Origin of the sequence: Bacillus swezeyi, assembly GCF_001969815.1 — a bacterium.
Taxonomy (GTDB): Bacteria; Bacillota; Bacilli; order Bacillales; family Bacillaceae; genus Bacillus; species Bacillus swezeyi.
This window is the reverse complement of record NZ_MRBK01000012.1, coordinates 68,527-82,898: the sequence shown is the minus strand read 5'-3', so window position 1 is coordinate 82,898 and position 14,372 is coordinate 68,527. Positions and strand designations below refer to the sequence as shown.

Sequence of the window (14,372 nt, the reverse complement as noted above, 5' to 3'; positions counted from 1 at the left end):
TTCATAAAGACGGGGTTTTTAACAATAAGCTGACGGCTAAGTTGAGACAACACCAAAGCATCCCCGGATAAAATATCCAGTTTATGCAGCTTCGTCTGGCTTCATAAAAAGCTGTACTTTCATGGTCAGCGCCTAACAAAACCGTGCGCTCCATCACTTTGTCAAACTGGATGCCTGCGAGGTGTCGGTAGGCAAAAACAAAAATCAGAAGAGCGGCTGCTTTCAGCCAGACTGGTCCTAAAATAATCAGCGCCGTAAAGATGCCGATCATTTGAAAGAGCTGTCTTTTATAATCCGGATGACGAACCATCACTTTAAAAAACACTTCCCGGTACCCATTTTGTACTGTGCGTGTTTTAAAAAGTTTTTGGGACTTTGTAAAAAACAGTCTCGGCTTTTTCGCCCTCATCGTTTTCCCGGCTTTCGGCAAGCTTCCGTCCTGGTTTAATGATAAGACAAGTTTTGCGAGTTTGAGCTTTTGCTGATTCTCGAAGTCTACCTCTTCATAAAACAGCGTCATATTCGAGAGCGAATCGATGATGATTTTCAGCGCTGCTGCAGCCAGCAGCAGGCCGATAATCGCCATGATGTAAAAAGAAGACGATAATACAGCTGCACAGGCACAGATCATGACCAAAGAAACCCGACCCGCGTGGAACATTTGGTATTTCAGCCTGTGCAGCCATTTGATCTGCCGCTTTTTTAAAGCAATGATGAACAGATTGACGCTAAAATAGAAAAAGAGGACCGCCCCACAAGCATAAAGCTCCATATCAAATAGATGGAGTAAAATCGGGGAAAAGATCGCCATCATAAACAGCCATTTGCAAAGCTGAAGCAATAAGCAATAAATGAAGCCGTTCAATTTCATCTCAAAAACGGCCGTTTTATTTTGTAATAGATAAAGCTGATCAGCTTCCATCAGAAACGTCCGCACCGATCCAAGCAACACAAAAACAGCCGGAATCAATAAAACAAACCTGGCAAGCCATTCATCATGCGGAAAGCCAACTCCATTCAGCCATTTGACATACTGGTAAACTGCAATCGCCGCCGCAGGCAAAATGATATATAGCGCAACCGTCCAATCGATGACTAATTTCAACACGCGGAGCTGATATCGATAATCAGCCTTTAACCTGCTTTGAAACAACAGCCGTCCATTCATCGGGAACGATCCTTTACAGCATGATAAAAACAATCGAGGAGGGAACCTTCTGATAGCCCGGTATTTGCCCGCAGTTCTTCAAGCGTTCCTTCCATCAGCAAACGGCCGTTTGAAAGCAGCAAAAAGCGGTCGCAGATTTTTTCTGCCGTATCGAGCACATGAGTGCATAAGAGAATCCCCGCTTCGCGTCTTTGCTCTACTTTCAGCATATCCAGAAAAAGACGGTTTGCGATAGGATCAAGTCCGATAAACGGTTCATCTATAATATAGATATCCGGTTTCATTAAAAAAGCGTGGATGAGCATCAGCTTTTGCTGCATTCCTTTTGAGAATGTTCCCGGATACTCATGAATCGCGTGTTCCAGAGAAAATTGTTGAATGAGCTGATTCGCTCTATCAAAAAAGGCGGATTCATCCTCCTGCAGAAAAGTTCCTAAAGCTGTGATATGCTCCCACAGGGTCAACTCATCGTAAAAGCTCGGCTGTTCCGGTATGTATGCATATTTGTTCGTGTCATTCCAGTTTACATCTCCTGTCACATGCCTTGTTAAACCGAGGATCGTCTTGATCGTCGTGCTTTTTCCTGCGCCGTTCGGGCCGATCAACCCGACCAGCTCTCCTGCTCTGACAGCGAATTGAATATTTTCAATTGCGGCTTTCTCCTCTTCATATCCCGCGTGTTCAATATGTACACGAAGCTTCAATACAATCACCACCCTCTTTTATTACGCATCAATAAAGAAAAAGTTTAGGATTTTTCAAAAAAATACCCTTGAATGACACGGTATCTGCTGTGATTTTCATTTTTTCAATAATTTGGTTCCGGCTTTTCTCTGGATATTTATCGATTGGATCGTGTATAATATTTATTGATCATTTTGAAAGAAATGATTGTTAATCGTCCATGCTGCATTTTGGAGTCGTAAGTTGTGGTAGTCAAGTCCATTCGATCATATGATAGGGAGTGGTTGTTTGAAACCTTCAACAAACCGAATGCTAACCAGGATCAAATCAGTCTACATGTTCATTCAAGAAAAGGGACTCGTTACAACCCAGGAACTGGTTGATGAATTTGGCACTACACCCAGAACAATCCAGCGTGATCTGAATGTGTTGGCGTACAACGATTTAGTTCATAGCCCCAGCAGAGGCAAATGGGAAACAACAAGAAAAAAAGTGAAAATTTCCTCATAGAAATAATCTGAAAAATAGAACATTAACGACAAGATATCATATAAGACAACCATTAAACATACAAAAAGCACCAAACTTTACGAAAGTTCGATGCTTTGATCGTTGAAACTGCTTTTCATAGAATACGGCCGCAGCCGACTCTTTCAGACACTCGGATGATCAGAGTGTCTTTTGTTTTTTAATGCGGCCAGTTCACATTCATTCAATTCTCTGTATTCTCCAGGCAAAAGCTCTGGATCGAGTTCAACATCCCCCATTTTCAGCCGCTTCAAGTAGATCACTTCATGATCGACAGCCTTCAGCATCCGCTTCACCTGATGAAATTTCCCTTCTGTAATTGTCAAAAGCAGCCGATAGCAGCCGTTTTCATTTTTTTGAATGACCGCTTTTGCAGGCTTTGTGACATACCCTTCACCGATGTCAACGCCTTTCTCAAGCTGCTCTGCCGCAGCCTGGCCAATCGGCTTTTCTACATGGACTTCATATGTTTTCGGCACATGTTTTTTAGGCGATAAAAGCTGGTGTGACAATTGACCGTCATTGGTGAGAATAAGCAGGCCTTCCGTATCTTTGTCAAGCCTTCCGACAGGAAACGGTTCAAACCTTAAGAACTCTGGGTCAAGCAGATCAACAACCGTCTGCTGGCGGCTGTCCTCAGTCGCTGAAAGCACGCCCTGCGGCTTGTTCATCATCAAGTAGATGAATTCCTGATAGTTGACAGGCTCGCCGTAAACCGTCACTTCATGTGAATCTGGATCAACCTGTTCTTTCGCATCTTTGACAATCCTGTCGTCCACGCGCACCGCACCGTTTTTTAGCATTTTTTTGACGTCTTTTCTGGATCCATAGCCGCTGTGTGAAAGAAGCTTATCCAATCTCATGCAGACATTCCTCCTTTATTTCTAAATAAAAAGAAAAGCCTGCTTATGAGGCCTTTCTTTTGAAAAAGCGGCTTAACCGCTGACCGAAGATTTTTTCCAGCAGTTTCAGACGATAAGCCGAATACAGGTAAACCGCGCCGCCGATCGCTGATGCGATGAGAATGACAATAGCGGAACGAACCGCGCCGTCCTCATATGAAATAAATAAGCCGAGAAACGCCTGGACAATCAATAACACGATTCCCATGAGCACCGCCAAAATCAGCATCAGCAAAAACCTTTTCAATAACTTTCGATATGAATAGCCGGCATGCCGTTTGATCATAATGAAGCCGTACACCAGCGATGCCGAATAGCCGAGAGCCGTGGCCAAAATCGATCCGCTGCCCTGAAGCAGCTTGATTAAAGGCACGTTTAGGGCGATTTTGATGACGATTCCGATCATCAGACTGACAACCGCAAATTTCTGCTTGTTGACACCTTGCAAAATCGCGGCATTGACGGTGAAAAGCGAAAATAACAGCGCGACAGGTGCATACCAGAACAGGATGTCTTGTCCCATTTCAGGATGCAGGTTTTCCGACCCGTAAAAGAACGTATATACCGGCCCTGAAAGGAGCGACATACCGACTGATGCCGGCAGGACGATGAAAAGGATGATCTGCATCGCCTGATCAATCTGCCTGTTTAAAGCAGGGAAATCTTTGTTGGTAAAGTTTTCAGTCACCGCAGGTATCAATGTCAGCCCGAAAGCTGTCGCAAGAGACACCGGGATCATGACGAGCTTAGGAATATACAGCGTTACGATCGCCAATAGGTCTTGGCTGATGTTTTCATAACCGGCTGCAATCATCGCCTTGTTAAACGTATTCGTATCAATATATTGATAAAGCGGGATCGCCAGCCCGACAAAGACATAAGGGGCAGCATAGCTGAACAGTTCCTTAAACATTTCCCTGTGCGTAATATTTGACGGCGGAACGAGGTTCGGCTTCAGGGCCAGAAGTGCTCCTTTCCTTTTCTGCCAGGAAAAATAAAGAGTGAAAAGCCCTGCAAAGGCGCCGACTAAGGCGGCGAAAGTCGCATAGCCGATGGCTACTACAAGTCCGCCGTTTAACACTTTCATGACCAAATAAGTCGCAGTAAGGAGAAAGACGATTCTGGCCAGCTGTTCAACAACCTGAGAAACGGCTGTCGGCCCCATCATCTGGTGGCCTTGGAAAAATCCCCGCACAAGGGCTAATATCGGCACAACAAGCAAGGCCAGGCTGACCATGCGGATAACGTAAACAACATGTTCAATCGTCAGTCCGTTGTTTTCTGAACCGCCGAGGGCCACCTCCGCAAAAAACGGGGCGGACAAATAAAGAATGGAGAAAGCGACGATTCCCGTGACGAGCATCATCGACATTCCGGCGCGCAGCATCTTTCTCGTTGTTTCATAGTCACCCATCGAATTATATTTTGAAACAAACTTGGACACGGCCGCCGGAAAACCCATTGTGGCAATGCTTAAAAAAATCGTATATTGATTATAACCATATTGGAACAGGGCACCGCCGGTGGCACCGACCATAGCTCCGAACGGAATCAAATAGATCATTCCGAGGATTCTTGAAATATAGGTACCAAGCGTTAATATAAACGTGCCTCTTAACAGTTTGCTTGACATGTTCCTAATCACCATTTTTCTTCAGTAGATTCAACTTTTCTATTTTAACACACAGGTGCTTTACCTAGGTAATAATAACTTGGCTAAATTTTAACAGAACTTGACTTATCCTTTTTTAAAGGCAGCAATCTTTCGTTATAATATAAAATAGAGCGCAGATGAATCGATTCACATTCTGTGACGGCATCTGCCCCACCTGCATCTTGCAGGCTTTACACCCAGGAAAGTTGAGGATATTTTTATGAACCATTTTGATGTAATCGTCATCGGCGGAGGACCGTCAGGACTTATGGCCGCCATCGCGGCCGGTGAGCAGGGAGCGGACGTTTTGCTGATTGATAAAGGAAACAAACTCGGCCGCAAACTGGCCATTTCAGGCGGAGGGCGCTGCAATGTCACCAACCGCCTTCCTATTGATGAGATCATCCGGCATATTCCCGGTAACGGACGCTTCTTATACAGCGCTTTTTCCGAATTTAACAATGAAGACATCATCAAGTTTTTTGAACGTCTCGGCGTCAAGCTGAAGGAAGAGGATCATGGAAGAATGTTCCCCGTTTCTGATAAAGCGCAAAGCGTTGTGGATGCTCTGTTGAACAGACTTGAACAGCTGCATGTAAGAATCCGAGCGAACGAAAAGGTGAAAACCGTTCTATACGAAGATCAGAAGGCATGCGGCATCATAACAAACAATGACGAAAAAATTCTGGCCGGAGCTGTCGTTGTGGCAGTCGGCGGTAAAAGCGTACCTCACACAGGATCCACGGGAGACGGCTATGAATGGGCTGAAAAAGCCGGCCACAAGATTACAGAGCTTTTCCCGACAGAGGTTCCAGTCACTTCCAGCGAACCTTTTATCAAGCAAAAAACACTGCAGGGCTTATCATTGAGAAATGTTGCTTTAAGTGTCTTGAACAAAAAAGGCAAACCCGTCATCACACACCAGATGGATATGATATTTACCCATTTCGGCCTTTCAGGACCTGCGGTGCTGCGATGCAGCCAATTTGTCGTAAAGGAGCTAAAAAAACAGGAAAGCGTCAGACTGAAAATTGACTTGTTCCCAGATCTTCATGAAGAACAGCTTTTTCAGCAGATGCAAAAAGAGTTGAAGGACGCTCCAAAAAAATCGGTCAAAAATGTACTCAAAGCCTGGATGCAGGAAAGGTATTTGCTGTTTCTTTTTGAACGTAATCAGATTGATCCTTCTGAAACCTTTTCTTCCCTTTCTAAAGAGCGTTTCAGATCTTTCGTAAAAGACTGTAAGGAGTTTACCGTCAGCGTGAACGGCACGCTTTCGCTTGAAAAAGCCTTTGTGACCGGAGGCGGTGTTTCCGTAAAAGAAATCGATCCTAAAAAAATGGCGTCAAAAAAGACGGACGGCCTGTATTTCTGCGGGGAAATTCTCGATATCCACGGATATACGGGTGGGTATAATATCACATCTGCCCTTGTCACAGGAAGGCTTGCAGGCTTAAATGCAGGCAAATTTTCAATTGGTCAAAGAAAAAAATAAAATTGGCTCAACTCCTTGACAAACATGGATTGACAAGACCCCGATCCAAGATTCAGACTTGTACCCTTTTGAAAAAGTATGTTACGGTTAAAGAGTTTTGTTTCACCTGATTGTGGGGTAATAGGGGAAGCTTGGTCAAACTTCCTGAGAGAGAATGAATTTTCTATGTGCAACTCATACTAAACATATGGATGGAAGAAGGACGAAAAATGAATTAAAGGGTGAGGATGATTTTGAAAAATATTTCTAGTGTTTTTTGGATTGTGATTGTTATCACAGCAGCAGCTGTATTATGGGGAATCGTTGCTCCGGATAACCTTCAGGCGTTAACGACTTCGATTCAAGGTTATGTTACGAACACACTCGGATGGTATTACTTATTGGTGGTTTCTCTGTTTGTCGCATTCAGCATCTTTTTGATCTTCAGTCCGATCGGAAAGATCAAATTAGGGAAACCTGAAGAAAAACCCGAATTCTCTCGATTATCTTGGTTTGCCATGCTTTTTAGCGCAGGTATGGGCATTGGTCTCGTATTTTATGGCGCGGCTGAACCGATCAGCCATTATGCCATTAGCTCTCCATCAGGTGAAACAGAAACAGCCCAGGCCTTCAGAGATTCGCTGAGGTATACATTTTTTCACTGGGGATTGCATGCTTGGGCGATCTATGCGATCGTTGCCCTTTGCATTGCGTACTTTCAATTCAGAAAAGACGCGCCTGGCTTGATCAGCGCGACGCTGTTTCCGGTCTTCGGCGACAGAGTCAACGGACCGCTTGGAAAAGGGATTGACTGCATCGCTGTATTTGCAACCGTCGTCGGTGTAGCGACTAGTCTCGGAATCGGCGCCACGCAGATCAACGGCGGACTCCATTATCTATTCGGAGTGCCGAACAGCTTCCAGGTGCAACTGGCGATCATTGCAATCATCACCGTTCTGTTCTTAATTTCCTCATGGAGCGGAATCGGAAAAGGCATCAAGTATTTGAGCAATACGAACATGGTGCTGGCCGGCGTCCTGATGATCTTTATGCTGTTCGTCGGACCGACGGTATTAATTATGAACTCGTTTACGGACACGATCGGAACGTATATCTCCAACGTGGTGCAAATGAGCTTCCGCCTTGCGCCTAATGATCCGGACAGCCGTGAATGGATCAATTCATGGACGATTTTCTACTGGGCTTGGTGGATCTCCTGGTCACCGTTTGTCGGTATTTTCATCGCCCGCGTATCAAGGGGGCGCACAATCAGGGAATTTTTGATTGCCGTCTTGTTTGCGCCTACTGTGCTGGCGTTTCTATGGTTTTCAATTTTCGGGGTCTCAGCGATGGATCTTCAGCAAAAAGGGACCTTTAACGTTGCAAAACTGTCCACAGACACGATGCTGTTTGGAGTGTTTGACCACTACCCGCTGGCTATGATTACATCTATCGTTGCCTTGGTGCTCATTGCCGTATTCTTTATCACTTCTGCAGACTCGGCAACATTTGTTCTCGGAATGCAAACGACTTACGGTTCACTGAATCCTGAGAATTCGGTCAAGATATCATGGGGCATCATCCAGTCAGCAATGGCTGCGGCGCTTCTGTATTCAGGCGGACTATCGGCCTTGCAAAACACCGCCATCCTGGCCGCCCTGCCATTTTCAATCGTGATTATTTTCATGATGGTTTCACTGTACAAATCTCTGTCCCAAGAACGGAAAGAGATTAAAAAAGCGGAACAATATCAAAAACCAAGAAGCCCGCGGGTGAAAAAAGCGTAAACCAAAAACAGCTCTTCAGCAACGAAGAGCTGTTTTCATTTCCTGTATAAAATCAGCGCCGAAAAACAGTACAGCTGCTCACCTTGAGGATCGCATGCGGCGGATACGTCATATTTTATATCGACCAGCTGGTCTTCAGACAGCTTTTTTAAAAATTCGTTGATTTCGTGCTGCAAATCTTTTTCATGTTCTTCATCAAATACGGCAACCTTCAGCATACGCTCTCTCCTTTCTCTATGAAAGGTATTCGAGGACAGCCGAAGTTATGAACAAAAAAATGATTCTGTCGACAATGCCAAACGCTAAGGCAAAAGGGAAGGCAAAAGGGAAGGCAGCGCTTATTTTGCCGCCTTTTGACGTTCTGTTCTGCTATACTCCATCGACAGCAGGCTAAAAAACTTCTTACCGTCAAGATAAGAAGCTGTAGTCATCGATCTTATTTTGTTTTCGGCTTCGTGTCACCGGTCCATTCAAGCATGCCGCCGATCATGTTTGTGACATCAAACCCTTTGTCCTCCAGATAGAGGCAGACGTTTTCACTGCGCTTCCCGGATCGGCAGACAAAGATATAAGATTGGTCTTTTTGAAAAGCACCGATTTTTTCAGGAATGTCACCCATCTTCATATGAACGGCTTCCGGTATCATCCCTTCTGCTACTTCTTCATCCTCTCTCACATCAATGATGTTGAGCGTTTCTCCTTTTGAAAGCTTTTCTTTCAGCTCATCAGGAGTGATTTCTTTTACTGTCATATTTCAAGCTCCCTTCAATTCCGCGAGATGAGATTATTATAGCAAAAGTCGGGAGTCGATTTCTATTTCAGGCGTTTTTGTTCAGTCCGCTGTCAGGGAATACGGATTTTCCAGACGTTTGGACAGGCTCGTTTTTGGAGAAGGCTCCCTCTGTAAATCCTCCTCCGAGCAGGCAGACCAGCATGACGGCTGAAACACATATGGACTTTTTCATATGAACTCCTCCTTCACTTTGCATATTTGATTTTTCGCATAAAGGGATTTCTCAAGATAGACAGCGCTTCTTTCATCATCGCCCATCCCCGTATAGTAATCAGCAATGTCTTTTGTCAGCTCGGCAACATGCGGCCAAAGCTTCTTATCAGCCAAGTATTCCAATGAAAACTCGATGTCAAGCGGATTTCCAGTATCATATACAGCAAAAATAAGCCGGAATTTCGCTGTATATTCTTCCTCCCCCTGTTCGACAGACCTGGAAAAACCTTCTTTACAGAGCTGTCTTGCTTCCTCTCTGCGGCCGTTTTTGTATAAGACGTGAGACCATTCAAAAATGGTGTAGATTCCAAAGACGGATTGCTTATGAATGTCAACGGCAAGAGCTTTTCTAAAATGCTCCTCTGCCAAAAGCGGCATGCTTTGATTGGCGTAGTTCTGCCCCATATTATGATAGATGAGTCCGATAATTCTTTGATTATGAAAGGAAACGGCTTGATCCAATGCCCTTTTGTAGTGTTCCTCCGCTTGTTTCATGCGGAACAAATCAAACTGAATTGAGCCGAGAAGCATTTCGCATCCTATAGCTTTATCTATGTATTCTTCATGCTTGCTGAAGATTGAGAGCGCTTTTTCAGCATGATTCAAAGAACGGAAATGATCATCTATCTGATAGTAGGCGATTGCGATTTTATAATGAAATTCGGCTCTTTCAATGTCATCGGTGATTTTATACAATTTGTTTTCGGCTTTTTTATAGCAGCTGATCGACTCATAATAATTTTTCTCATAAAATTCATACATGCCCGAAAAAAAGTAAAAATAGTACTGAATGATATCATCCGCATGCCGAATCGCATTCTTCTGCCGTTTGATCTCTCTGAAGAGCTCCGCAGATTCGGCAAACTGTTCTGTCATCAGTTTGAACCGGTAGTCTAAAAGATAAAAATAGAGCTGCAATTCTCCGTGTTTCTCCATTCCCGAAAGCAGATTCTCAATTTCATGTTTTAAAGATACAGCCTGGAGCGCTTCATGGCGCTTGATCATGGTATACCACTGGTTCAAGAGCCCGGCCGCCTTTTCGTACGCCGTTTTCGCATCCACTTCTTGATTCATCCTTTCTTATTTTTAAACGTTTTTACTAACTTTATTTTACAGAAAATGATTGTTTTTGGCAATTGTTTATGGTGATGAAAAAATTTTCATGGGGAAACCCATTTCTCAGCTCCAATGCTTCAGCTGGTTTTCAAGGTTTTGTTTTGTGACAAAGCTTTTTTGGAATTGGCTTGGACAGGAAAGATTATATTTTTTGATTTTCCGGTTGATCAAGTCGATTTGTTCTTCGCCTTGATTAGATGTAATGGCTTTTTCTATTTCTTGCTTGATGTCTTTTTGCAGTCTCAGCCAATCGGGAAGATAGCGGGCGTTTTTAAGGGTGCTTGAAAGCGCATTTCCATGAAGCGCTTCTTTGCTGAGCGGCTTGCCGAAACCAGGCAGCGACTGTATCCCCCCATCTTTATCAAGACCGTCTTTCACGGCTTGATCGATCCAATGAATATACCGTTTATCATTTTCTTTGCTCATGTTCACCAGCTCCTTTCATTGAGAAGCACACCTTCGGAATAACCGTCAGGTGCAATGTCAACCTTCAGCCGAGTGAGCCTTTTGTTGCGGCTCTGTTGCTTCCGCTTTTTTCAGGACTTGATAGGCCAGCCACATGATCGAATAGCTTAATAGGCTGACGCTGAAAAAGGGAACGATTCCCGGCAGATAGGCGAAAACGAGATAAAGAAGAGCGGTAATCGCCATCATCGTTAATGTATACTGCAAATATGAAATCCCGAGAATTAACGAAAACTTCAAGTACAACCGCTTTTTCCATTCAAAATGGGCCAGCAGCGGAAACACATAAAACAGCATAATCAAAAACAAAAATCCAAATACCATAATGACAAAACGAAGGATGTGCAAATAGATATTTTCCGGATAAATAAATGCCAGATCAATATAAATAATCGTTCCAACGGCCAGCAATATAAGTCCGATGACATTAGACCGAAAGAATTCTCCGCGGTAGGCCTGCCAAAATGTTTGGAAAACCGGGATGTCAGACCGGCCCATCACCCATTTTCTCATCACGGCAAATAAAGCGGCGGTCGCCGGCATAAAACCGAGAACACCGAGGCCTAGAAGCATAAACACAAACCATAGCAGGTTGGTATAAGCAAATCTCATGACCCACTCGCAAAAGCTCAGCACTCTTCCCATGGAGACACCTTGTTCCACGTGATTTGCCCCCTTTTAGGTGTATTGCCGGGAATGAAGAAGTTCTTCGATCCCGATCGGCCTTTTTTCCTTGATGGAGCGCCACACTCCTTCACCCGCTGCAATCGAATAGGCGCCTGCTTCAGCGCCGGCCAGAATATCATAATCTCTTAAAGGATCTTTGCCCGAAAACAGCTCCTCCAAAAGCAAGGGATCTCCGCCGCCGTGTCCGCCCGGCTGCCGGACGACGCGAATCGTTTCTTTGGACTCAAACAACGGAAAATATTCGATCGTTTGCTCCTGCACTTCAAAAGGAACTCTTCCCGGTGCGTGGTATTCTTTCGTTTCCAGCCTTCCTTTCGTGCCGTTTATGGCAAGGCGGTAGCCTTCATATGGAGCAGAAAAGAGCACGGAATAGTTTAATAATACGCCCCCATCATATTTCAAAACGGCAGCGTACGTGTCTTCGATGTCAATTTCCTCATCGAATATACATGCGTCAGGCCTGTAGCCGGTATATAGCGGATGCTGGTTTTCGTTTACCTTGATGTGGTCATCCTCAGGGTCGCCTGCTTGCCATCTCATAAAATAGCGGCATTTCGTTTTGACATGGCATGTTCCGCAATGGCGTGCTTCTCCTTTTTTTGGATTCATTTCGCCGTCAGGCCCGTAATAATTCAAGCGGCCATAGGCAAAGACTTCCTGAGGTTTTTGATCAAGCCACCAATTGACGAGGTCGAAGTGATGGGTAGATTTGTGGACGGAAAGCCCGCCGGAATACTTCCTCATTCTGTTCCAGCGTTTAAAATAGCTCGCTCCGTGGTACGTATCAATATACCAGTTCAGATCAACAGACGTGATTCTGCCGAGCTTTCCTTCGAGAATCATCTCTTTTATTTTGCGGTGGTAGGGATTATAGCGGTAATTAAAGGTGACGGTCACTTTGCCTTCGCTTGCTTTCTCGGCTTCCAATACAGCCGCGGCATCTTTCACTGTGGTCACCATCGGCTTTTCGGTCACCACATCTATATTCTTTTTCAAAGCGCCCAAAATATAGCGGACATGTGTATCATCGCGCCCCGCCACAATCACGGCGTCAGGCTTGACCTCTTCGATCATATCAGCAAACGCTTCAGCTTGAAAAAACGGGATCGAACACAGCTCGGGAAACCTGTTTTTGCAGACGGCTTCCCTGAGCGGATCGTCATCCAAAAGCGCGGCGATCGAGTGCTCCTTGTGATACTTATCGAGAAAAGGCTTGATAAACATGTTGAATGCGCGGCCGCTCAGCCCGCATATCGCATACTTTTTCATTGGCACCCCTCTGTTCATTGCCCCTGAAGCAACCGAATGAGTTCCATCGCTTCAGCGGTTTTCTTTGCATAAATCGGAATAAAAGCAGCCATATCTGTGTTTAGCGTAAACGTGTAGCCGTTCAGATGTTTTACCCCTTTTTTGATGACGGCGGCGTACAGCCGCTTTTCGCCGTTCTTGCCGGGAGCGCTGTATGTTTTGCGGCCCTCCTGATCAGCCTCCAGCGGCAGAAGTCCTTCGGGATCGTAAAAAGGTTCAAACATGTCTTCTGGAACGATGAACAGATCTCCTTCTTTTGCCGCGATTTCAACAAGCAGCTTTTCGGGGGAAGCCGGGTAAACCGTGACGTTCAGCCGCTCCTTCCCGGCAGCTTTCTCTATGTTCTCCTTTACTTCTCTATTCGCGTCGGAAAATACAAAAACATCTGTCCCTGCTGTCTCGCCTTTTCCGCAAGAAGAAAGAAGCAGAACGGCAATGGCCATCAAGAGAGGCAAAGCAAGCTTTTTCACCTGTCTCCTCCGCCATAATGCCGGGCGCTTTTTTCCAGCTCTGCCAGCGCCATGATCAAGGCTCCGACTCCGTGCAGATCATTGATGCTTTTTTCCCGGCCGACATAATATTCATACGTCCCTGCCGATGTTCCGACGCAAATATCTTTTAAAAACAGGCCTTCTCCAGGATTGAACTCGATTTTTTCTGCCAACAGTCCCTTGTAGGCTTTTAAAGCCTTTTCAATATATGATGGATCAATATAGCCCATGCGGACCCCTTTGGCCATCGCGTATACATACAAACATGAACAAGAGCTTTCAAGCCAGTTGTCTTCCCGTTCACCTTTATCAACGACTTGATACCATAACCCTGTTTCCTCATCTTGAAAATCGGCCAGGTTTTTGACCATTTCTTGAAGTGCGCCCGTCCACTCCTGCCTCGTTCCGTGATCTTGCGGAAGCAGCTCGATCATATCGCTAAGTGCAAGTGCGTACCAGCCGATCGACCTTCCCCAACATTCAGGGGAGCAGCCGGACTCCGGATCAGCCCACGGCATTTTTCTTTGTTCATCCCACGCATGATAATACAAGCCTGTATGATGATCTTTTGTATGCTTTCTCATCAAGCTTTCTTCGAGGATGACCATGTCGTACAGATCAGGCTCATTGAAGGCTCTGGCATACTTAAGTGCGAATGGTCCGCCCATATACAGTCCGTCAAGCCACATCTGGTAAGGGTATTTATCTTTATGCCAAAACCCGCCTTCCGCTGTTCGATTCAGCGTTTCAAAAAGGCCTCTCAGCTTTTTCGCCGCTTTCCGGTAGCGTTCATCACCCGTCTCCTCATACAAAGGATATAAGAGAAGTCCCGCTTGTATGGCGTCCAATTCATCTCTGCTGAAATAAAAGTTCCCGTGTTCATCAATGAGGTAATCGACGTAATCTTTCACATAATGAAAATACGTTGGCTTTCCTGTTTCATTCCAAAGATGAATGAGCCCGCATAAAAACACGCCCTGATGGTAATGCCAGCGTCCCGCGGGAGGCAGCTTATCATTTGTATACGCTTTCATTATTGTTTGGGCTGCTTCCTCGGCAATATAAAGGGGCGACTTTGTGGCGAGAGATTGATTCATTGCAA

17 protein-coding genes are annotated in these 14,372 nt (G+C 45.1%); 4 read left to right on the top strand and 13 right to left on the bottom strand.

Features of this window, described 5'->3' with window-relative positions; genetic code table 11:
- Position 1: 1 nt before the first annotated feature.
- Together BTA30_RS11645 and BTA30_RS11640 are read right to left on the bottom strand one after the other, a co-directional pair.
- A complete protein-coding gene (locus BTA30_RS11645) occupies positions 2 to 1,168 on the bottom strand; it encodes an ABC transporter permease (RefSeq protein WP_076761401.1) in 1,167 nt (388 codons plus the stop codon).
- A complete protein-coding gene (locus BTA30_RS11640) occupies positions 1,165 to 1,878 on the bottom strand; it encodes an ABC transporter ATP-binding protein (RefSeq protein WP_076761450.1) in 714 nt (237 codons plus the stop codon). The genes BTA30_RS11645 and BTA30_RS11640 overlap by 4 nt, the downstream gene beginning before the upstream one ends.
- A 262-nt stretch (positions 1,879 to 2,140) precedes the next feature.
- Between BTA30_RS11640 and BTA30_RS11635 the strand changes: the two genes are divergently transcribed.
- Positions 2,141 to 2,362, top strand: a complete 222-nt coding sequence (locus BTA30_RS11635; RefSeq protein WP_003184500.1) for a DeoR family transcriptional regulator — start codon at positions 2,141 to 2,143, stop codon at positions 2,360 to 2,362.
- Positions 2,363 to 2,505: 143 nt separating this feature from the next.
- Here the strand turns inward: BTA30_RS11635 and BTA30_RS11630 are convergent, their stop codons facing one another.
- On the bottom strand, positions 2,506 to 3,243 hold the full coding sequence (locus tag BTA30_RS11630) for a pseudouridine synthase (protein ID WP_076761400.1): 738 nt from the start codon (positions 3,241 to 3,243) through the stop codon (positions 2,506 to 2,508).
- Positions 3,244 to 3,286: 43 nt separating this feature from the next.
- A complete protein-coding gene (locus BTA30_RS11625; RefSeq protein ID WP_076761399.1) occupies positions 3,287 to 4,915 on the bottom strand; it encodes a putative polysaccharide biosynthesis protein in 1,629 nt (542 codons plus the stop codon).
- Between the two features lie 241 nt (positions 4,916 to 5,156).
- Here BTA30_RS11625 and BTA30_RS11620 point away from each other — a divergent pair, with 241 nt between their 5' ends.
- Both BTA30_RS11620 and opuD read left to right on the top strand, forming a co-directional pair.
- Positions 5,157 to 6,431, top strand: a complete 1,275-nt coding sequence (locus BTA30_RS11620) for a BaiN/RdsA family NAD(P)/FAD-dependent oxidoreductase (RefSeq protein ID WP_076761398.1) — start codon at positions 5,157 to 5,159, stop codon at positions 6,429 to 6,431.
- Positions 6,432 to 6,661: 230 nt separating this feature from the next.
- Positions 6,662 to 8,197 (top strand): glycine betaine transporter OpuD, encoded by a 1,536-nt coding sequence (gene opuD / locus BTA30_RS11615; RefSeq protein ID WP_094777327.1) that lies wholly within the window; start codon positions 6,662 to 6,664, stop codon positions 8,195 to 8,197.
- 35 nt (positions 8,198 to 8,232) lie between these two features.
- Here opuD and BTA30_RS11610 read toward each other — a convergent pair whose 3' ends face one another.
- On the bottom strand, positions 8,233 to 8,415 hold the full coding sequence (locus BTA30_RS11610) for a sporulation protein Cse60 (RefSeq protein ID WP_026588319.1): 183 nt from the start codon (positions 8,413 to 8,415) through the stop codon (positions 8,233 to 8,235).
- Between the two features lie 47 nt (positions 8,416 to 8,462).
- Between BTA30_RS11610 and BTA30_RS24120 the strand changes: the two genes are divergently transcribed.
- Positions 8,463 to 8,591, top strand: coding sequence for a hypothetical protein (locus tag BTA30_RS24120; protein ID WP_275667214.1), 129 nt, complete (start codon positions 8,463 to 8,465; stop codon positions 8,589 to 8,591).
- 42 nt (positions 8,592 to 8,633) lie between these two features.
- Here the strand turns inward: BTA30_RS24120 and BTA30_RS11605 are convergent, their stop codons facing one another.
- The 8 genes from BTA30_RS11605 to BTA30_RS11575 all read right to left on the bottom strand — a co-directional run bounded on the left by BTA30_RS11605 (position 8,634) and on the right by BTA30_RS11575 (position 14,367).
- Entirely contained in the window at positions 8,634 to 8,948 is a 315-nt protein-coding gene (locus BTA30_RS11605) for a rhodanese-like domain-containing protein (protein ID WP_076761396.1), read from the bottom strand.
- Positions 8,949 to 9,015: 67 nt separating this feature from the next.
- Positions 9,016 to 9,162, bottom strand: a complete 147-nt coding sequence (locus BTA30_RS23380) for a hypothetical protein (protein ID WP_164470235.1) — start codon at positions 9,160 to 9,162, stop codon at positions 9,016 to 9,018.
- Positions 9,159 to 10,265, bottom strand: a complete 1,107-nt coding sequence (locus BTA30_RS11600; protein ID WP_164470233.1) for a tetratricopeptide repeat protein — start codon at positions 10,263 to 10,265, stop codon at positions 9,159 to 9,161. The genes BTA30_RS23380 and BTA30_RS11600 overlap by 4 nt, the downstream gene beginning before the upstream one ends.
- Positions 10,266 to 10,382: 117 nt before the next feature.
- The gene (locus BTA30_RS11595; RefSeq protein WP_076761394.1) at positions 10,383 to 10,745 is read right to left on the bottom strand and encodes a DnaJ family domain-containing protein; all 363 of its coding nucleotides are present in this window, start codon (positions 10,743 to 10,745) and stop codon (positions 10,383 to 10,385) included.
- Between the two features lie 57 nt (positions 10,746 to 10,802).
- Positions 10,803 to 11,447, bottom strand: coding sequence for a YesL family protein (locus BTA30_RS11590; RefSeq protein WP_076761393.1), 645 nt, complete (start codon positions 11,445 to 11,447; stop codon positions 10,803 to 10,805).
- 15 nt (positions 11,448 to 11,462) lie between these two features.
- Positions 11,463 to 12,740, bottom strand: coding sequence for a Gfo/Idh/MocA family protein (locus BTA30_RS11585; protein ID WP_076761392.1), 1,278 nt, complete (start codon positions 12,738 to 12,740; stop codon positions 11,463 to 11,465).
- Between the two features lie 14 nt (positions 12,741 to 12,754).
- The gene (locus BTA30_RS11580) at positions 12,755 to 13,222 is read right to left on the bottom strand and encodes a lipoprotein YteS (protein ID WP_094777326.1); all 468 of its coding nucleotides are present in this window, start codon (positions 13,220 to 13,222) and stop codon (positions 12,755 to 12,757) included.
- 23 nt (positions 13,223 to 13,245) lie between these two features.
- Positions 13,246 to 14,367: a glycoside hydrolase family 88/105 protein gene (locus BTA30_RS11575; protein ID WP_076761390.1), complete on the bottom strand. Its 1,122-nt coding sequence runs from the start codon at positions 14,365 to 14,367 to the stop codon at positions 13,246 to 13,248.
- Between the last annotated feature and the right edge of the window lie 5 nt (positions 14,368 to 14,372).